18 protein-coding genes and 1 tRNA gene are annotated in these 20,131 nt (G+C 37.4%); 4 read left to right on the forward strand and 15 right to left on the reverse strand.

Annotation, left to right across the window (positions count from 1 at the left end; translation table 11 throughout):
• Positions 1–118: 118 nt before the first annotated feature.
• Complete coding sequence (locus ISU02_RS03115) at positions 119–1,351, reverse strand: MFS transporter (RefSeq protein ID WP_194700335.1); 1,233 nt, start codon at positions 1,349–1,351, stop codon at positions 119–121.
• Between the two features lie 143 nt (positions 1,352–1,494).
• Here ISU02_RS03115 and ISU02_RS03120 point away from each other — a divergent pair, with 143 nt between their 5' ends.
• The gene (locus tag ISU02_RS03120) at positions 1,495–2,505 is read left to right on the forward strand and encodes an AraC family transcriptional regulator (protein WP_194700336.1); all 1,011 of its coding nucleotides are present in this window, start codon (positions 1,495–1,497) and stop codon (positions 2,503–2,505) included.
• Positions 2,506–2,598: 93 nt separating this feature from the next.
• On the opposite strand, the gene ISU02_RS03125 is transcribed toward ISU02_RS03120, so the two are convergent.
• From ISU02_RS03125 to ISU02_RS03135, 3 genes are all read right to left on the reverse strand, one after another.
• Positions 2,599–3,201, reverse strand: coding sequence for a superoxide dismutase (locus tag ISU02_RS03125; protein ID WP_194700337.1), 603 nt, complete (start codon positions 3,199–3,201; stop codon positions 2,599–2,601).
• A 245-nt stretch (positions 3,202–3,446) separates the two neighbouring features.
• Positions 3,447–3,923, reverse strand: coding sequence for an IS200/IS605 family transposase (gene tnpA / locus ISU02_RS03130; RefSeq protein WP_194700338.1), 477 nt, complete (start codon positions 3,921–3,923; stop codon positions 3,447–3,449).
• A gap of 274 nt (positions 3,924–4,197) precedes the next feature.
• Positions 4,198–4,764: a helix-turn-helix domain-containing protein gene (locus ISU02_RS03135; protein ID WP_207736165.1), complete on the reverse strand. Its 567-nt coding sequence runs from the start codon at positions 4,762–4,764 to the stop codon at positions 4,198–4,200.
• Between the two features lie 224 nt (positions 4,765–4,988).
• Between ISU02_RS03135 and ISU02_RS03140 the strand changes: the two genes are divergently transcribed.
• Both ISU02_RS03140 and ISU02_RS03145 read left to right on the forward strand, forming a co-directional pair.
• A complete protein-coding gene (locus ISU02_RS03140) occupies positions 4,989–5,876 on the forward strand; it encodes a DMT family transporter (RefSeq protein ID WP_194700339.1) in 888 nt (295 codons plus the stop codon).
• A gap of 74 nt (positions 5,877–5,950) precedes the next feature.
• Entirely contained in the window at positions 5,951–6,310 is a 360-nt protein-coding gene (locus ISU02_RS03145; RefSeq protein WP_194700340.1) for a cupin domain-containing protein, read from the forward strand.
• A gap of 278 nt (positions 6,311–6,588) precedes the next feature.
• On the opposite strand, the gene ISU02_RS03150 is transcribed toward ISU02_RS03145, so the two are convergent.
• The 9 genes from ISU02_RS03150 to ISU02_RS03190 all read right to left on the reverse strand — a co-directional run bounded on the left by ISU02_RS03150 (position 6,589) and on the right by ISU02_RS03190 (position 13,448).
• Complete coding sequence (locus tag ISU02_RS03150) at positions 6,589–6,993, reverse strand: GNAT family N-acetyltransferase (protein ID WP_194700341.1); 405 nt, start codon at positions 6,991–6,993, stop codon at positions 6,589–6,591.
• Positions 6,994–7,086: 93 nt separating this feature from the next.
• Positions 7,087–8,049 (reverse strand): ABC transporter substrate-binding protein, encoded by a 963-nt coding sequence (locus tag ISU02_RS03155; RefSeq protein ID WP_194700342.1) that lies wholly within the window; start codon positions 8,047–8,049, stop codon positions 7,087–7,089.
• An 18-nt stretch (positions 8,050–8,067) separates the two neighbouring features.
• A complete protein-coding gene (locus ISU02_RS03160; RefSeq protein WP_194700343.1) occupies positions 8,068–8,832 on the reverse strand; it encodes an ABC transporter ATP-binding protein in 765 nt (254 codons plus the stop codon).
• Positions 8,792–9,577: an ABC transporter permease gene (locus ISU02_RS03165; protein WP_194700344.1), complete on the reverse strand. Its 786-nt coding sequence runs from the start codon at positions 9,575–9,577 to the stop codon at positions 8,792–8,794. The genes ISU02_RS03160 and ISU02_RS03165 overlap by 41 nt, the downstream gene beginning before the upstream one ends.
• A gap of 410 nt (positions 9,578–9,987) precedes the next feature.
• Positions 9,988–10,953, reverse strand: a complete 966-nt coding sequence (locus ISU02_RS03170) for an AEC family transporter (RefSeq protein ID WP_194700345.1) — start codon at positions 10,951–10,953, stop codon at positions 9,988–9,990.
• Positions 10,954–11,116: 163 nt separating this feature from the next.
• Positions 11,117–11,202: transfer RNA gene (locus ISU02_RS03175), tRNA-Leu, on the reverse strand.
• A 100-nt stretch (positions 11,203–11,302) separates the two neighbouring features.
• Positions 11,303–12,214 carry an MBL fold metallo-hydrolase gene (locus ISU02_RS03180; protein WP_194700346.1) on the reverse strand — a complete coding sequence of 304 codons (912 nt, stop codon included), beginning with the start codon at positions 12,212–12,214 and terminating at the stop codon, positions 11,303–11,305.
• A gap of 136 nt (positions 12,215–12,350) precedes the next feature.
• Complete coding sequence (locus ISU02_RS03185) at positions 12,351–13,097, reverse strand: DUF4085 family protein (protein ID WP_194700347.1); 747 nt, start codon at positions 13,095–13,097, stop codon at positions 12,351–12,353.
• Between the two features lie 147 nt (positions 13,098–13,244).
• On the reverse strand, positions 13,245–13,448 hold the full coding sequence (locus ISU02_RS03190) for a hypothetical protein (protein WP_194700348.1): 204 nt from the start codon (positions 13,446–13,448) through the stop codon (positions 13,245–13,247).
• A 309-nt stretch (positions 13,449–13,757) separates the two neighbouring features.
• Here ISU02_RS03190 and ISU02_RS03195 point away from each other — a divergent pair, with 309 nt between their 5' ends.
• The gene (locus ISU02_RS03195) at positions 13,758–15,344 is read left to right on the forward strand and encodes a MutS-related protein (protein WP_194700349.1); all 1,587 of its coding nucleotides are present in this window, start codon (positions 13,758–13,760) and stop codon (positions 15,342–15,344) included.
• Between the two features lie 83 nt (positions 15,345–15,427).
• Here the strand turns inward: ISU02_RS03195 and ISU02_RS03200 are convergent, their stop codons facing one another.
• Together ISU02_RS03200 and ISU02_RS03205 are read right to left on the reverse strand one after the other, a co-directional pair.
• Positions 15,428–16,303: an AraC family transcriptional regulator gene (locus ISU02_RS03200; RefSeq protein ID WP_194700350.1), complete on the reverse strand. Its 876-nt coding sequence runs from the start codon at positions 16,301–16,303 to the stop codon at positions 15,428–15,430.
• A gap of 111 nt (positions 16,304–16,414) precedes the next feature.
• On the reverse strand, positions 16,415–19,795 hold the full coding sequence (locus ISU02_RS03205) for a TrmO family methyltransferase domain-containing protein (RefSeq protein WP_194700351.1): 3,381 nt from the start codon (positions 19,793–19,795) through the stop codon (positions 16,415–16,417).
• Positions 19,796–20,131: the final 336 nt, after the last annotated feature.

The raw sequence follows: 20,131 nt of genomic DNA on the forward strand, positions 1-20,131 counted from the left end.
CTTAAACCAGTATGATTTATTATTTTTAAGCTGTCAATATACATAACCGATATTTTACTCATCAAAAGATCTATTCCAGCATGTACTACAAGTTCTCTTAACAACGCTCCTTTTTCTCTTATTCTAAAACGCGCTCTGCTTTTTCCTGAGGTGCCACAGATAAAACCATCAAGGTACTTCCCATAATCGATACAATACCGCCTAATAATAGAACACTTTTGGGATCCACATAATCCAATAGTATGCCCCCTATTAGACTTGCCAAAATACTGCCCAAAGTAAGTGCATTGGTTATCATCGCTTGCCCCTTTATCTGATCATCCTTGTGAATAATCTGATTGACATAGTAAACAGATGCAGGGACATACAAGCCAAAGGCACCAATTTGTAACAACTGAGCCACATAGAAAATAGGAATTGATGGTGCAAAGTATGTTAAAAGATGCTTAGCAGTAAAAAAAAGTGCTGATATTTTAAGTAAAGTGCCACAATTTACTTTCTTCATCAATCGACTAAACACAAACATAATTGGAATTTCCGAACCCGCTGCGAGAAATGCTGCGACGCCCATTTCAGAACTGGTTCCACCAATACGCCTCACAATTTGAATCATGAAGGAATTGATCAAAATATGTGGCACAAAAACCAGTGCTGTTCCCAATATAAAAATAGTGAAATATCTATATTTCTTTAAAAATGTCATTATGGTTAAAGACTCATCCGGTTTGCTTTGACTAGGACTTTCAATCTCCATTGCGCTAGCTACTTCTGTCTTGAAACTCACCTCGCCCTTTTTAGGTGTAAATTTTAAAATCATTGCAAGCAATAATAGCGTAGACACACTGTAGTAAATCGGGAGCCAATCGGCCCCTAATGTTTTAATCACATTTCCAAGTATGAGAGATGTCACCGCATAAGCTCCAGAGCCAACCCCCCGAGCTACACCAAAGTTAATGCGAATCCCCATCTTTTCATATTCAAAGCAAATTGAATTGATCAAAGGCTGTATGGAGGCTAGAATGCTAAATGACAGTATCATAAAAAGCGCTACTGCATACTTTGATCCTGCTGTTAAAAGGATGCCCACTGAAAGTACAATAACCAAAGCCAATAGAATGGCAATAAAATGCTTCAATACAATTTTCTTTGTTTTATCCATATACGCAGCCATTACAGGTTGTAAAAAAAACGCCAAAATATTAACAAGTGCCAAAACAACGCCGATTTCTGAATTATTATATTGTCTAGCTAAAAGATAAACTGCTGAAAAACTGAGCATCATGCAATAAGTTGACCAGTAAATCCCTTGAATTATACTATACTTTGAAGTGGCAAAGGATAATCTATACATATCTGCATACCTCACTATTCTCTAATATTAATGTCATAATACCGCAATTATCATGGACAAAAAAGATAAATTGCGCCATAATTATAGTAATATAACGCCAAATACAGATTTAATCTGCCACTACTGAAAGGAACATATCTACTATGATTTTACAGACACAAGTCACCGTCAATAGTTCTAAACAAGAGTACTTCAACAATACGATATCGCCATTTCCCTATTTTGCAGTTTTAGGCGTTCTCAAGAAAAGAGCCGATAGGAAAAGTGCGGAGACCTACATGAACCAATTTCTCAAAGGTGATCTTGGTGAGTCCAAAGAAAACTTTCGATTATCTATGATGGAAGTCGTGCCTTGGCACTGGCATGAAGAATTTGAGTTTTGTAGAGTGATCAAGGGCACCTGCCGTTTTATGACACCCACTCAGACAATTGAGCTCAAAGAAGGCGATGCCGTCTTTATCAATGCCAATTGTCTACACATGGTGGATCTTGAAGAAGGGGTAGATGAAGTCGTCTATCACACACAACAATTTAGCAGTACACTCCTAGAAGGCCCCACAGGCAGTGTTTTTAAACATAAATATATTTTATCTGTTTCGAATAATCCATGCATTCAAGGGCTCTTTTTAAGTGGAGATGACTCTAATCATTTGCCCGTGATTGCCTCTCTAGAATCTGCGTACACCCTCTTTTTGCAAAATGATCTCGGTTATGAAATATACATTCGAAATCTGCTTTCAGAATGCTTACTCTATATTATAAAAACCTTTAAAGACGAATTCAGCCCTTCTGCTGGCTTTTCACTTCCCATTAACAACCGCATCAAAACCATGATGACCTTTATCGAATACAATTATATGGACAAGATCAGTGTGGAGGATATCGGTAAATCCGCCAATGTCAGCAAGAGAGAATGTTTACGCTGTTTCAGCACCTACCTCCACATATCCCCGTTTATGTATTTAACGCACTTTCGCATTCGAAAGGCCATGCAACTTTTAGAAAGTTCTGAAGACAGCATTATTCAGATTAGTGAAGCGTGTGGTTTTTCTTCCAACAGTTATTTTGGAAAAGTCTTTCATCATCACGTAGGCTCTACGCCAAACGGATACAGAAAGCTCATGCGTGACACCAACAGTGCTACCACTTCATAATGCCTTCATAGTGATCTACAAATAAATAAGCCTCCAAATCTCTCTTATTCGCTTTGCAGCTGGTGAGAGATTTAGAGGCCATATATCATTTTCCTATTTGAACTTTTCAAATCTGCTTTCAACTTCATCCCAGTTCACAACATTCCAAAATGCTTTAATGTAATCTGGGCGCTTATTTTGATATTTAAGGTAATAGGCGTGTTCCCACACATCTAGGCCTAAAAGTACTTCTTTACCATCAGATAATGGTGAATCCTGATTTGCGGTGGATTCAACGCATAATGTCCCATTTTGAATTGTAAGCCAAGCCCAGCCTGATCCAAACCGTTTGGAAGCAGCTGCATTAAAGCTCTCTTTGAAAGCTTCAAAAGTACCAAACTGCTTGACAATGGCATCCTTCAAACTGCCCTTAGGTTCTCCGCCGCCATTGGGTGATAGTAGTGTCCAAAATAATGCATGATTGTAATAACCGCCACCATTGTTTCGAACCGCCACTCTTATATCTTCAGGAATTGCACTTAAGTCCTTTAATATTGCTTCAATGGATAAATCAATAGATTTACCTTCTAAGGCTGCATTTAAATTATTCGTATAGCCAGCATGATGCTTCGTATGATGAATTTCCATCGTCTGCTTATCAAAATGTGGTTCCAAAGCATCATATGCATATGTTAAATTGGGTAATTGAAATTTCATAATAGACCTCCTATGTTTCTTAAGTAAATTCTTCTAATTGATAACTATTCTCATTTGCTATTTAAATCATATCAAATTGCTCGGAATTAGTCAACAACCTTTTTAATTTTTTAAGAAATCAAAACTACCCGCTTAGCGGGTAGTTTGCTCAGCCCTATAAGGGCATGTTACTCGCTTGAGCCTTAAGGCTCATTGAATCAGTTCGCCAACTGCTTGCGCTTACTGGCTGCTGCTAAAGCAGCTTCTTATTTTTTTTTGCCCTCTTCGACTTGCTTACCCGTAAACGGGTCAATGTATTCTTGAATACTTATTTGATCATTTGCGATATCTTCTTGTAATTGATTTTTTACATATTCTCTTATCGCTTTTTCATTTCGTCCAACTGTATCTACATAGTAGCCTCGACACCAAAAGTGGCGATTTCCATACTTATATTTCAAGTTTGCATGACGATCAAATATCATCAAGGCACTTTTCCCTTTCAAATACCCCATCACACTTGAAATGCTGTACTTTGGTGGTATTGCTAGCACCATATGAACATGATCTGGACACGCTGTTGCTTCCAATATTTCCACACCTTTTTGATCACATAACTTTCTCAAAATTTTTCCTATATCACCTTTGATGTTTCCGTAGATTGTTTGTCTTCTATACTTTGGTGCAAACACCACGTGATATTTACAATTCCAATGAGTATGTGCTAAACTATTCTTATCCATTTCGGATCCTCCTTCTGAGCTAATATGGTTGGCGAACCATTATTATTTTATCAGAAGGAGGTGTTTTTTGACTCAAAGCTAAAGCTCTTTAGAACCACCGGTAGAACCGGTGGTTTTCTTTGTACAACAACATTTGAGCCATCTTTCGATGCCTCAAACCAATTTTCGCTGACGTCTTTCAGCGGTTGAACATTCCTGCCTCTAAGCTAGACAAAAACTAATGCTGTAAAAAATCTCACACCCTTAGCGATGTGAGATTTTATGTTTGATTTAATTATACGGGATAAAGAGACGGCGTAAGGACAAACAAGATGTGACTTGCATGATCACTTTTGTTTAAAAATCTATGTTTTACATTAGGGGGAATACGGACGACATCGCCCTCTTCCAGAAAATATTGGGCACCTTCCAATTCAACATAGACCTGCCCCTTCATCACCACAGATATTTCTTCCTTGTCCATATGAGCGTAATGACTTTCTGTCGTGTTGGCATGCGCATTCAAATCCATCATTAAGAGTTCAATATGCGCCTTCATAAAATCTGGTGTCAACACATCATAAACAATATGATCACTATTTTCTCTATAAACTTTTTTGCGATCTTTCTTTTTAGAAATTAGAGATGCCGTGTCGATTTCATTGATAAAAAGTGTATAGAGCGGTACATTTAAAGCTTTTGCAATAAGTTCCAATACACTCAGCGACGGATTTGCCTGTCCTCGCTCAATCTGGCTTATAAGCGATGTACTTATTCCTGAAAAGTCTGCGAACTCACGAATGGTCATACCCTTTTTCTTCCGATAGTTCAAAACCGTTTGTCCCAGATGATTATGATTCATAGTAACCTCCCAGCCATAATAATAACTTTTTCTACACGTTTGTATTAATATAATGCATATCTCAAATAGTGCTATAACAGATCATGAAAATAGACTATAATATTTTTATACATTATATTGTATCACGTACTATATAATTAACGAAATAAAATAGAACAATATTTCGGCGTAACTATCTCAGCTCAAATTTAGTTTGCTCTAACAAGGAGGTCTCTGATACCCTAATGCAATCCAGAACAATTCAATATTTCGCTTTAGTGTTAGGCGTTTTGGCTTTATCCACTTCAGCTATATTTGTAAAATTAGCAGATGCGCCTTCCTCTATTACCGCATTTTACCGTCTTTTCTTCGCAGCGTGTATCCTCTTGCCATTTTTTTTACTCAAAAAAGAAAATTGGCAAACGCTCCTCACACTGTCCAAGAACCAGTTGAGATTAGGTTTATTATCTGGGTTATTCCTAGCCATTCACTATGTTTTATGGTTTGAATCTCTTAAGTATACTTCTGTTGCAAGTTCTACGGTTATTGTTACATTGCAGCCTCTCTTTGCGTTTGTTGGCGGTCGTTTCTTGTTTAAAGAACATTTCAGAAAGGACGCACTCATAGCGAGTTTCGTCGCCTTAATAGGGTGTTTCATCATCGCTTGGGGCGACTTTGAAATCAGTTATCAAGCTTTATTGGGTGATGTACTTGCCTTTATAGCAGCGGGTGTCATAACCATCTATTTTTTTATTGGTCAGCACATGAGAAAGAAATTACCGGTCATGCCCTATTCCCTATTAGGTTATTCAAGCAGCACCTTTTTTTTAGCAATCTACGCATTTAGGCAGCAGGTCTCTTTTATAGACTATCCTCTATACACATGGAAATCCTTTATTGGATTAGCTTTGATTGCCACAATCCTTGGGCAAATGGTTTTTAATTGGCTCCTTAAATGGTTAAACACATCGACCATTTCAATGAGTATTTTAGGCGAAACTGTGGGCACTTGTGTCCTTGCTTATTTCATTTTAGGAGAAGTAATCTCCACACAACAAGGGATCGGGATCGCCATCACACTCGTTGGTCTTGCCACTTTTCTATTTTATCAAAATAGAGCCCAAATTGAATGATCGCTTTTGTAACTTTACAAGTTTTTCATACGATTTATAACCTTAATCACATTTGAAAATTGGAGGTATTTAAAATGGAAAAAATCAACATCTCAGAAAAATTGAGTCTTTTCAATGAATATTGGAGCCCCACAATTATAGGTGAAGTCAATGACTCTTATATAAAACTCGCCAAGTTTAAAGGTGAGTTTATATGGCATACGCATGAAAATGAAGATGAAATGTTTTATGTCCTCAAGGGTGTACTCACTATTAAGTTTAGAGAAAAAGAGGTACAAATCAAAGAAAATGAATGCATTGTAATTCCAAGGGGCATTGAGCATATGCCTGTTGCTGAGGAAGAAGTTCACGTAATGCTTGTGGAGTCAAAGACCACTTTAAACACAGGCAATGTCGTCAATGAAAGAACAGTTGAAAATCTGAAGAAAATCTAAATAATTGTCCATTAAAAAGAGGTTATGTTTTTCAAAACGAAAAACATAACCTCTAAATTTTTATATAACTTAGGCACCCTATTTACAGTCCATTTTTTTATGGTTGTACCCTCCATAATAATCATGCATAATATTACTAGGCTATTCACTGTGGCCTATATTATATTGATCTATTTGTTTGAAAAAGCGTTGGCACTGTTAGCCTTGTACTTTACATAAATAAACTCAAAAAGGATTGTAAATACATGAGCAAAAAAAAATCTCTTCATTGTCCAATTCTAACCTCTTTGGTTGCGTAACATACCACATCTTTGTGATGGTAAATACTCGAATTTGTACTTGTGATAGAGTACATCAGCAGGTTTATTGGCTATTAGACAGATATAGCTGTCCTCAAAGGTATTTTTCTCAAAATAACAATCGATCTCATGCATTATTTGATCTGCAAAACCTCGCCTGCGATAGTGTTCGTCGACCATGATGTCTGACACCACATATGTGATGCCACCATCCCCTACAATTCTTCCAAATCCAATCAATTTTTCTTCATCGTAAAGTGATACTGTGAACAAGGAATTTGTCAATGCCATTCTACTTCTCTCTAAATCTTTATCGCCCATTCCAGAACGGAGCCTTAGGCTCACATAATCTTCTGCTCTTGGCTTTTCATAGCTTAATTTCATGTGATCTCACCTTCTTTAAATAAAATATTACAGATAACACATTATTATAACATATTATTACATCTAATGCTTCAGAAGAAAATTACTTTAACTCTAGTGCGTCATATCCGCAATTAGAGACTCTATTTCAATTTCTTTTTCGAGCATGCCATTTTCAATTAAAAACGCTTGTGTCTTTTTCAGCTCTGAAATATCATGCACTGTAATTTCTGGATTAAAATCGTACCATGCATACATTGATTTCACTTCTTCCACAGAAATACCGGTCTCTTCTGCTACGAGTTCATATGTCTTATCTGGATTGTTTTTCATATAAGCTAAACTCTCATTGTGAACGTCCATATAAGTCTTCACGATCTCAGGATATTGTTCTATCATTTTTCCAGAAGTTGCAATGACAATTGTTGCATCTAATAACCCTTTCCCTGTGATCAAAACATGATTGCCGCTTTGAATCGATTTTGTCACAGCAGGCCCTGCAACTAAGGCTACATCTGCATTGTCAGAAGATAATGCAACAAGACCATCACCAATGCTCATATTAATGAATTCAACGTCGTCCACAGATAAACCCGCTTCTGCCAGTGCACTTAAAAGTAGTTGATGTAAAATAGTGCCTTTGGGGCCGACAATCTTTTTGCCTTTTAAATCTTTGATCTCTTTGATTGCTGAATCCTTAGCCATTAAAGTAAAAGCTTCAGGCGCTCGACTATAAATGCCAATAATTTTGACATCTAACCCGTTTGCCGCCGCTAAAATGGCAGAAGTGCCGCCAAGTGCGTTTGAGAATTCCAATGATCCCGATGCCATGGCTTCAGTCATTTTTGAACCTTCGGTAATCTCTGAAAAAACGACTTCAATACCCTCTTTTTCAAAAGCCTTCTCAAATAATTGCTCTTTTTTCTCTATTATTGAAGGCACATTTAAGGGGAGCTTGACATATGAAATTGAAACCTTTTCCTTTGCCTCAATCTCAGATGCTTTGTTTGTACAGCCTGTTGCTAAAGTCGCAAATGCCAAAATTGTAAATATTACTATTAATGATATTTTTCTCATAATATATGCCTCCTCTTCTTATGCGCTGAAATCATTTCTAATAATCCTCGAATCCATAATTGAATGGGTCAACGCTCTCTTTAACGCCTTCATCTCGTGACTGTTCATATCCTTACTATGTGATTCAGAAATACGCATATGATTCACAAGATTTCCATTGTTCATCACAACCACCTGTTGTCCCATATAGAGTGCTTCGTCCACATCATGAGTTACAAACACAATCGTCTTTTTACAGTTTTCAAATATTTTAATAATTTCGTCTTGCAATATTTTTCTGTTATAGATATCCAATGCCCCTAGGGGCTCATCCATCAATATAATATCTGGCTCATAACACAAGGTTCTTCCAAGGGCAACTCTCTGCGCCATACCACCAGAGATTTGATTTGGATAGGCATCTTGGAATCGCCACAAATCCAATAATTCTAAATAGTGATCCACTCTCCTATTGACTTCATGCCTATTCTTAATTTTAATGAGCGACAATTTCATATTATCTCTTATCGTTAGCCATGGCATCAATCTCGGTTCTTGAAATACAATTGCAATTTTAGGTGAGGTAATTACTGTGTTTCCCTGAGTAAATACAATTTCCCCCTCTGATTTTGATTCAAGACTTGATAAAATTCTCAGTAAAGTTGTCTTCCCACAGCCACTCTTTCCAACTATGGTCACAAAGCTTTCATCTTTAATGTTTAGGTTGATCTTATTTAATGCAACAACATCCTCTTCTTTGAGCTTAAATATTTTTGATAAATTGTGGAGTTGTATCCCTGCCATTTGATTTCCCCTCCCATCTGAAAAAGTAAGCTGCAATTTTAAAAAAAAACCAGTCTATGGCATAGCCTAATATACCTATAACCATGACACCGACAAAAATAATATCAATCCGAGAGAGTGTTTCTGCTTCAATAATCATATAACCCAGCCCTGATGATGCTGCAATAAGCTCTGCGCCCATTAATGCTCTCCAACTGTACCCAAGTCCTAATTGAATGCCTGTAAAAACTGAGGGCATCGCTTGTGGCAACGTAATCTTCAAGAAAATTTCTGCCCGTGTAAAACCAAAATTGACGCCAACTTCCTCTAGATCGACATTGCTATTTACAATACCGCTGAAAGTATTCATAAAGATTGGAAAAAAGGTTGCCAGTACAATCACCGATAATTTTGACGTTTCTCCAATACCGAACCAAAGGATCAATAAGGGAATCATTGCAATGGGTGGGATATGTCTAATGAACTCTAGAGAAGGCACTAAATACGCATGTATTTTTTTGCTCAGGCCTACCATTACTGCTAGAGGAAAAGCTAAAAAAAATGCAATAGCAAAACCTGCAAAAACACGCCACAAACTTACACTGAGATGTTTAAGTAAAATGCCTTTTGCGATTAAGTTCCAACCGGTACTTAAAACCCGCAAAGGGCTGGGGACAATAAAGCTATTGAAAAGTCCATATTGCGACCCAATGCCCCAAATTAAAATAAGCAATAAAGGCAAGACAACGCCTCTATAGTTTTTCACGGTTACCTCCTCTTTCGTCATTTTAAGCACAAAAAAATCTTCCGCAAAAGGGAAGATTATATATTAAATCAAGTATTAAAACCTTAATTCCATCCAAACCATCGATAGGAACAAAAAATCTTCATTCCACTCATACAAATAGCTCAGCACCATATAGTCTACTCCCTCTCGAATCAGAAATTTCTTTTCCGTAAGGTCATAATCTGTTTCTCAAATCAATTAAGAATACTCTCCATTAATTCGGTGATCAAATCAATTGTACCAAACTTGTTATTTTTTTGTCAATACATATTTTCTGTTTTTCATGTATATTATTATGCCCTACGTATAAAAATATGCCCTACATATAAAAAGCTTCATGTCTGCAACATGAGTTATTAATTTCCAAATTGACAACTACGCTTCAAATCCTAAAAGACTGGATATAGAATTCTTGAAATAAAAATCGCAAAAGTCAGCGTAAACGCACTGAAAATTGTAGACATCACCACTGCCTGAGTTGCAAAATCTTCATTACTTTTAAACTCAACTGCAATAAGAGCCGTATTTACTGCAGTTGGCACCGATTGTGCGATGAATACGGTTTGTGCAACAACACCTTCAAATCCAAATAAGGGGATCAATAAAATTGCCAAAATTGGACCTATAATCAGTCTTGTGAACACTGAAATAGGCACATTAAGATCTGTAAAATCAAATTTTGTTTTTGAAAGTTGCACACCGAGTGTAATCAACGCCATTGCCACAAGGCCATCCTTAAGAAAGCTGAGTGCAGGCCAAACAAACCAAGATGCCACATTCACATGCATCTGTTTTAAAATCAGTGCTGCTGGAATCGCATAAATAGAAGGCATTGAAAAAATTTTTATTATCGAATCCTTGAATTTCATCGTGGCTCTTCCTGCATTATAAAAGCCCAAAGTATTCGTACTGATGTTGGTAAATACCATTACGATTATTAAGGCTGTCTGAGCTTCAACAAGGTAGGGGGTTTCGCCATTTATAAAATAGGGACCCGTACTAAAGACAAGCGTTACCAGCGAAAGCCCTATATTGCCTGTATTATTAAACTGGATTGAGTTCTTAAAAGCATTGGCCATTCCTGTATCAAAATGCCTTAATTTCGATACAACTCTCGAAATCAAATCATTTATAATCAAATAGACCATGCAAAATAAAAGAATTTTTAACATGGTTGGCTCAAGCTTTGTCGTAAAAAGATTTACAAAGATAAAAGCGGGCATAAATAAATAAAAATTTAATTTACTTAAAGTATAAATATCCAGATTAAATTTTTTGCTAATCGTAAAACCAAGCCCCACCAATATAAAAATCGGTGCAATATTATGAACTAAAATAAAAAGAAAAATGCTCATGTATTTCCCCCCAAATTATTGTTTATACAATTTTTCATCAAGTTATAATTGGAGTATCAAGATCCAATCACATATATACTGAATCCACAGACTCACTATAAAATAAGTCCAAAGCATTTGCCCATAGGATTTACCCATTGCGAATACTTTGGACTATCTGTTTTGGTGCCGAAGGCAGGACTCGAACCTGTACGAGTTTTCACTCACTAGTCCCTGAAACTAACGCGTCTGCCATTCCGCCACTTCGGCAAAATTTATACTGCAATTTATATTAACATATGTCTTTTTAAAAATCAATATACTCACTCTATTAGTGCACATAAAAATATCGCATATAAAATAACTGCACTCACTCTGAGGACGCTCTTTCTGTCTGATGATATTTTATAAAGCCATTATCTATTTCTGCTTTAAGCTGTTCGATCTCTATGAGATAATCCACGAAAGAACACATCATTCGATTAATGACACGTTGCTTATGGATGCTTCTGACATTAATATTAAATTCACGTATGACCGCACGTAAAATTTCTTCAAGTGTCATTGGCTTGTGGACCACATCGTATACTCTCTGAGCTCTCTGCTTATAGAAAGCAATATTGTCATTCACAAGATTTTCTATGTTTGAATAAATGCCTTTATGTGCAACAATAAAGTGTTCACAATTGAGCTTGGCGAGTTTTTTCTTACTCATAAAGTCCACACTGAGTATAAAAGCATAGGGCATTTTAGCCCCCTGCATAACCTCATAACTGATAAGCGTATCGCCTACATATACAACATCGTCCGGCGTAATGATGCTGATATGTGCGGGACTATGTCCCGGTGTTGGGATGATTTTAAAAATGGCGCCACCCATTTCTATGCATTCATCTTCAGGGTCAATTAATATATCCGTTTCAGTGATCATGGTTTCAAAATGACCTCTTACAGATTTTAGAGTATGGCCGCCAAAATAAGCCTTAACACTCTCCTCTGAGCTGCACAAAGCAGCTTCAAGCCTGGTCATAGCGATTATAGCTTTATCCTTTTCCTTAAAAAACATATTGTTGCCCACATGATCTATATGGGCATGTGAATTTATAATCCCATACACGTGATAGCCATTGTCATCAATGAGGGCATTTATCCCCTCTCTTTCACCAATACCATAGCCTGAATCCAGCAAGACAATTTCCCTTGCATTCAACTTGTAGAAAGGTATATACGTCATCCCCGTATCTATGCAATAAGTGTTCCCAAAAACTTTTACAATCTCCATATTTCTCTCCCAAATAGCATACATGGCCTGTTAACTTGGTCATATTATGTCTTTTCATGTTGATTTTAAAACTCTAACAGTTCCCCAATTTGTATTCTGTTTATACCGTATTCATAAATTATATCCGATTTTAAGACTAAACGATATGGAAAGTTATGTCCTTGCAGCTCAGTGTAAATTCATGTGTTTTATACCCATTTGGGCCCAAAAAGAGCACATGAACTTCATATCCCTCTTGATTGCGATATAATTCATTGTAGAGCCAAGTACTTCCCACCAGAGATTCTTCTTGTTTGATGACTTTGGCTTCATGGAAAATCACTCTATTATAATCTGTATAGCCACTACTTGCTTCCATTTGAATTGCTATATCCTGAGCAAATTGACAACTTGCCACTTCACAATCATGAAAACCAATATTCGTGATCATATCCTCTGGAATGTTTTCTTCTTTCTGAACTCTAAAAAATTCCTCTAAAATAGCCCGTGTTCTCCTATCGTTTTCAAGGCTCAAACGCTTGAGTTGTCGTTTGACCTCTTTCGTACAATATCCCAGTGCAAACATTCTAGGATCGGCGATTTGTGATTGAATCGTCGCAGGCAATTGTTCATATTTTTTGGTATACATTATTTCCTGAAACTCACTAAACGCTTTTTTATATTTGTCGATAGATTCATGGATATGGCCATCTGGTGCCTGCTCCCGCAAAGAACGAAGAAGATCCCATTCACGTTGATCTTCTATAAATACCTTTTCTTTTCTCTTTCTAAGGCGTTGATAGACAGCTTCAGCTTTATGAATTGCCCCTTTATGTACTCTCATACCAAAATGGAGTGAGGTTTTCTGACATAACTCATACCATTCACTTGTTAAATACTTCACACTAGGCTCCTATAACTTTTTATTTTTTTGAAAGATATTACGTTAGAATATAATTTAAAAATAATTTAAAATCAAACAAGCTGTCCAGGGCATTTTTCTTTAACTTTATATGGTTAGAGTGTCAAAATCCAATCGTTGAGCAACCCTCTACCCTATGATGTCGTTTACGACAAGTACGCGATACAGCATAGGGTAGAGGGTTCGTGCGAAACTGGATTTTGACACCCTAACTTTATATGGAAATTTTAAATCAAAATCCTCAACCTCTTCATCAGAGACACTATAAGCATCTGGTTCTATAAGTTTACCACTGACACCCCTAAGATAGCCTTCTGCTAATTCCTTAATCATAAAAAAAGGCGCTTCCTCAGTGCGCGGCAAGTCAGCATAGTAAATCTGATACTCTGAATTTCAAAATGCTTCTCGGGTTAAATTTTCTACTTCAAATGCATCCTTTAGCTCTTCTAATCTAATGTTCATTTGAATGTTCCTCCCATTTTCGGCCTATATCTCAGTATACTGTTATTCTTAATAAATTTAAAGACTCGTTGAACATTCTTTTGATGTTATTGAATGGATGTCTTGCTTTCTCAGCTTTTTCCATATAGAATATAGAAGACTTATGTCACTTATTGTAAACGAATGCATTAGGAGATCCTTATGTTTGATAAAATATCCGCCGTATGGCAATATATATGCCGCAAGAAAGTAATCGCTCGAAAAGAACGAAAACTGGATTTTGAATATTTGAAAAAAGTGAGTTCTTATGCAATAAACACCAGCACGACTGTGGATACACTTACTTGGAACGACTTGAATATGAATGCTGTATTTAAGCACATCAATTATACGAGTTGTTCTGCTGGCGAAGAATTGCTCTATACCTGGCTGCGCAATCCTCTTGATCATGAAATTGAGTATGAGAATCGCCAAAAATACATACAAACCTTTGAGCAACATCCTGCTGAAATCTCAGATGTGAGAGAATCTCTGGAAAAACTTGCTTATTGCAAACATGATCTAAAGCGAACTATGCAGTTTGATTTTGTGTCTAATTTGAAATTACTCACGATATACACATTTTTATCATTGGCCAGCTTAGGCCTAATTGTCAATGCTTTTATGAGTGGCATCTCTGTGATTACAGGCCTTTTAGTTGCCCTCTTTCCCATTCAGATATTTTTACACTACAAGTTTAAAGAAAAGTATGGCATCCAATTGGAAGTTCTACAATACGCCATAAGGCTTACCAAATATTCTGAAGCGAGTTTAGCATCTGTCAAATCCATCGATCCAGATTTATTTTGTGAGATACATAATTTGACCACTCAGCTCAAATCCATTTCAAAAAAAGAATTTATCCTCTTTAGGTTAGAAGGCGTAGATGTCCTCGCCGATTACATCAATATAACCTTTTTGCTAAAAGAAATCAATTATTTCATCGTTGTTGGAAAAATTCAGAATTTGAGATCTGTCATTATTGAGCTCTACGATCTGATCGGTAAAATAGATGCCGCTATGAGTATTGTCGCTTACCGAAAGACACTTAAACATTATTGCGAACCCCATCTGGGCACTCAATTTAAGGCCATTCATATGACAGAAGGCTATCACCCTTTAATTGAAAACGCAGTCCCCAATTCTATAAAAATAGCTCAAGATATTGCCATAACAGGGTCAAATATGAGTGGCAAATCAACTTTTTTGAGAACCATAGGCATAAATGCTATTTTGGCACAAAGTATCTGCACCAGTTTATCTGAAAAGTATGAGTCCACCTTTTACCGTGTGGTGACATCAATGAGTCTTAATGACGCCCTACTTGAGTCAAAGAGCTACTTCCTAATGGAAGCAGAGGCGATTAAGAGGATGATTGAATACCATGAAAAAGGTGATGCCACCTTAATGTTGATCGATGAGATCTTTAAAGGCACGAATCCGATTGAAAGATATGCTGCATCGGTGGAAATACTCAACACTTTAAGCCAAGGGAACGCCAAAGTAATCGTTACAACGCATGATTTGAACATCATTCCAGAACTCAAAGCATACGAATGCTACTACTTCACCGAAAATATAACCAGTCACTCATTGTCCTTTGATTTTAAAATACATCCGGGGACGGCAAATTCAAGAAATGCCATTAAGGTCTTAGAATATGTACGGTATCCCTCAAAGCTCATTGAGCGTATCAACTCTAGAATCAAAAGTCTCGAACAGGAAGAAACTGTGACCAAATCGACTTAGAATCTAATGCATTTTAATGACTTTAAATAGAAAGGACACCGCCAAATTGCAGTGTCCTCTTTATCTAAAACTCTATCTAACGCTCATTCAATGGGAATATAAATTTCCACCAATCGCTTATCATCTTGTATTGCCACAGGGGGATAGTGTTCCAGCGAAAATCTGTCATCAGGTCTATAGCCGCTGTTTGGAAGCCATTTGGCATACATATAATACCATGCCTTATTGTACTCGCTTTGATCTACTCTAAAACTACCCACACCATAGAGGCCTTCTGAAAGTGTTAGAGTGCCAATATCGCCACTGACTGCGACATTGCCTTCAATAGACATGCATACGCTGAGCCTTAAAAAACTCTCATCTGTTTCGTTTCCAAAATCATGATAAATTACAAACCATCTTGTATTTTCTGATATTAAATGTCTTTCATCAGCCCATTGATACAATTTGGTAAATAATTCAGAGAAAAGTTGGCCATCACCTTTATACGGCCCTGTATATCGCGTATAAATCAGCTGGATTGCTTGCTCTCTTCTTATATCAATTTTTTCCGGTTCAATACTCATATTGGTTTGATCTAGCTGCTCCCCAACAAAACGCTTATCTCTCAACACACCTATTGTTTTGCGATAGTTACTGCCGCTCATCCCGTATTTGGCTTTAAATGCTTTGGCAAATGAAGCTTGACTTGAAAATCCTACACTCATGGCAATATCAATAACGGATCGCTTTTTATCTGCCAAAAGCATATAGGTTGCTTTTTCCAATCTTAAGCGCTTAATAAAAGCATACAAATTTTCACCTGTTACAAAAGCAAATATCCTTTGAAAATGATATTCACTAAAATTGGCGATTTGAGCGAGCTCTTTTATTGTCAGAGGCATATCCAGATGGGTTTCAATATAATCTTGCACATTATTAATTTGTTCAACATAGGGATGATCCCTGTTTATAGCCATAAACACATCTCCTGAATGCTTTAATTAAATACTTTAATTGAATGCTTTAATTCATCATAACACAAGGGAAATGTTTTTATCAATTCTGGATTTCAATAACATGCCTAGACGTTATTGCTTTCTATACCCTGATCTCATAAGCTGCCCTCCTTGATCGCCTCCTTTTGGCCCCAGCTCAATAATGTAATCACATGAGGTGATCATCTTGTAATTATGTTCAATGACGATGATCGTCGCCCCTTTAGCCTTTAGATGCATTAAGACACGAATTACTTTTTCAATATCTTCATCATTGAGTCCTGTTGTAGGCTCGTCTAGTATATAAAGGATATGATCACAGTTCTTTCTGTAGAGTTCTTTGGCAAGCTTAATTCTTTGGGCTTCGCCGCCTGATAGCATGGAGGCGCTTTGCCCTAGCTTAAGATACCCCAATCCCACTTGATCCAACATAGAGAGCTGTTCGACGATTTCTTCTTCGCCCTCAAAAACCTCTAGCAAATCATGAATCTCAATATCCAGAATATCACCTATGGACAAATTTTTTCTTTTAACTTTTAAAACTTCTTCTGAATACCTCTTGCCATGACATTTATTGCAAGGGACATAAAGATCATCCATGTAGTGCATGTCTACAGTCACTTCACCAAGGCCATTGCAATTCGGACATTGACCTTTGGCACTATTAAAACTAAAATGTGCTTTCGACAGTTGCTTGCTTTTAGCCTCTTGAGTATCGGCATAGCATCCCCTGATCAAATCAAACACACCTGTGTATGTGCCAGGATTGGATCTTGAATTACTGCCTATGGGTTTCTGATTGACATAGCAGACATCTTCGAAACACTCTAATCCAATCACCGTTTCCAAAGTGCCCAGCTCTTCAATGTTTTTTCCAAGTTGCCTCACCAAATAGGGATACAGAGTCTTAGATATGAGACTGCTTTTCCCTGAACCACTTACACCAATAACCGCTGTTATTTTGCCAACAGGTATCTTGACATCTATATTTTTCAGATTATTGGTACTGACTTTTTTCATGTGAATAAAGGGCTCGTGACGCTTATACATGACGTCATCATGAAACGCTTCATTTCTAACCTCCATTAGATCTTCCACAATTTCAATCGCATCTAAATCAGAATCATTATTAACGTTTTCAAGTATCTCTAGTCGATTTTCTACGGCAATTATCTCGCCACCGTATCTCCCCGCTTTAGGTCCCATCTTAAGATGTCTATCTGCAATTGAGAGAAAACTCTTTTTATGTTCCACCAAAACAACGGTATGCCCCTGATTTTTCAAATCCACTATGGCATCCATCAAAAAACGATAGTCTTTAGGATGTAAGCCCTTTGAAGGTTCATCCATAATGTAGAGAATATTGGTAAGTCCCGTGCCAAACTGTGTTGCCAATTTAAGGCGCTGAGCTTCTCCGCCAGACAAGCTTGGAATGCTTCTGTCAAGAGCTATATAACCTAATCCCACATCGATAATGCGCTTTAATCTTTGATTTAACTTGATAAAGAGCATCTTTGTCTTTTCCTGTTCTGCCTGAGTCAATTGACTAAAAGTCCTGTGACACCACATGCGCAGTTTTACGATGCTTAAATTCACAACCTCAACATAGCGCTGTCCCCTTATATGAATCAATCTGCCCTCTGCTCTGAGGCGCTCTCCACCACAACTGCTACACGTCTTTTTAGACATATATTTTTGCACTTGATCGATCACTTTGGATGAATTTGTACCGTGGCTTAACCTTTCAAGGAGAGGCACTGCACCTTCCGCAGGTCTGGTAATAACACCACTTCTGCCCTTTGAATTCTCATATTTTAGACTCACTTCTCGCCCATCAGTCCCATAAAAAAATTGTTGCTTAAACGCCTCTGGCAATGCCGCAAACGGCAACTCCAAATCCACTTTCAAATCATCTGCCAAGGCCAGTATTTCTCCGCGCATCCAGTTTGCGTTGGGCTTCTTGCGATGTTTTCTCAAATCGCCATAAAACGGAACTGCGCCATCCAATAATGATCTTTCTGGATGTTCAACAATTTTTTCAGTATCTATGCGCATTTCTACCCCCAACCCCTTACAAACAGGGCACATATAATCGGGATGATTATAACTAAACACCTGTGGCGTGCGATCAAATAAGATATGACCACAATTGCTACAAACATTCTGCTCATCCACAATCTGATGACAGATTGGGCATACCCGTTCACCAATGGTTGCAAATATGAGCTTTAAAATATCTGCTGTCCTTGTCACTGTGCCCACTGTGGACCTCGGATTAGCGCCTAACGTTTGTTGCTTAATGGCAATTGCAGGTTGCAGACCCGTGATCTTGTCCACATAACTTTCCGTAAAAGTATCTCCTAACATCTGATTGGATAAGATCAAATCCATAAATTGTCTTTGGCTTTCGGCATAAATAGTATCAAAAGCCAAGCTGGATTTACCACTGCCGCTGACGCCCGTAATCAAATTAATACTGTTTTTAGGAATTGACACCGATAGGTTTTTTAAATTGTGAATATGAGCATTGTGTATATTGATGTTATTGAGATCCTGTTCATTTTCGATGTTCTTTTCTACTTCAAGCGCCTCACAAAGGTCACTGTCATCAAAATCTATTGCTAAGACATGTACTTTTTCTTTTGGCTCACTGTTCAGCGCTTTTGCTCTTTCAAAGCTTCTATACGCAGTCCAGTGTGATACCCATTTTGGCATTACTGCATTTTCTATTTTATCCACTGAGGGTTGATAAAACATCACTTGGAGTATCTTTGTCCCCGGAAAACCATCAAATCCTAAAACATCAATAGTCCCACTTTGATAATCCACCTGTTCTACAAGTACAAGCGTTGACCCAATTGGATTTGGTCTAACAGGCGACCTCGATGCAAAGACACCTGTTCTTGGCGCATTGTTATACGGTGGTTTACACATCCTGTTCTTTCTAAAAGAATCCTTTTCAAATCGATGAAACCACCACAATACTCGAAGATAGTCACCCTTTTCAATCAGCTGTATAGGACTGGTATTAGATTTAATGTCATAGTCATCACTTGACTTAAAGCCATTTTCGACTTCATTAAGCACGTTCTTACCAAGCTGGATAAACGTTCGCCTGCCCTGTACCACATACTCTCCAATGCTGTCTTCTGAATAGTTTAGGTAAAATCTGTTTCTAGGCTCTTTGGCTTCAAGGATCACTTCTTCAACGGGAAAATAGGGTTTAATATCCACAAGCTGCCCTAAAAAAATTTCATTTTTTTGCATTTTAAGAATGAGTTGTGCTTTAGATTCATCCATCTTTATAATTTGTGCCACAGTTACTGCCACTTTATCTTTCATAAGGGCAAATAATATGCAATGTGAAAAAAGGTCTAGCTTGTTTAAGGCTTTACCATAACCGTCATATAGATTTACAATTATTTCGCTCTTTACACTACCATGAGATACACTGCCAATTTCAACCCACTTCATCATCCGCCTCCACATTTACTTAATATTTGACTTCATTATATCAATGATGGCTTAAAAATACTTTTCCATTACTGCGCTCATGTGGCACTGGCTGGGTGGAACTAATCATGCAGTCGTACAACGGATAGGCTTCTGTCGCTTTGTGTTTATGTCCGTTTTTCATAGCAAACAGTACATTTTTTCATACGTCGATTGACTGACAATACGCCCATTGTTTTTTTGTTTGCAGGAGAGGCTGGTGGGATAAACACTGCTTCTTCAATATTTAGATTTTCCACATTTCCGAGGTTGGTAACGCTGTATCCATTTCTTTTGCCATAGCCGAGTATAAGTGAC

Origin of the sequence: Fusibacter ferrireducens (assembly GCF_015352425.1) — a bacterium.
GTDB classification, from domain to species: Bacteria; Bacillota; Clostridia; order Peptostreptococcales; family Acidaminobacteraceae; genus Fusibacter_A; species Fusibacter_A ferrireducens.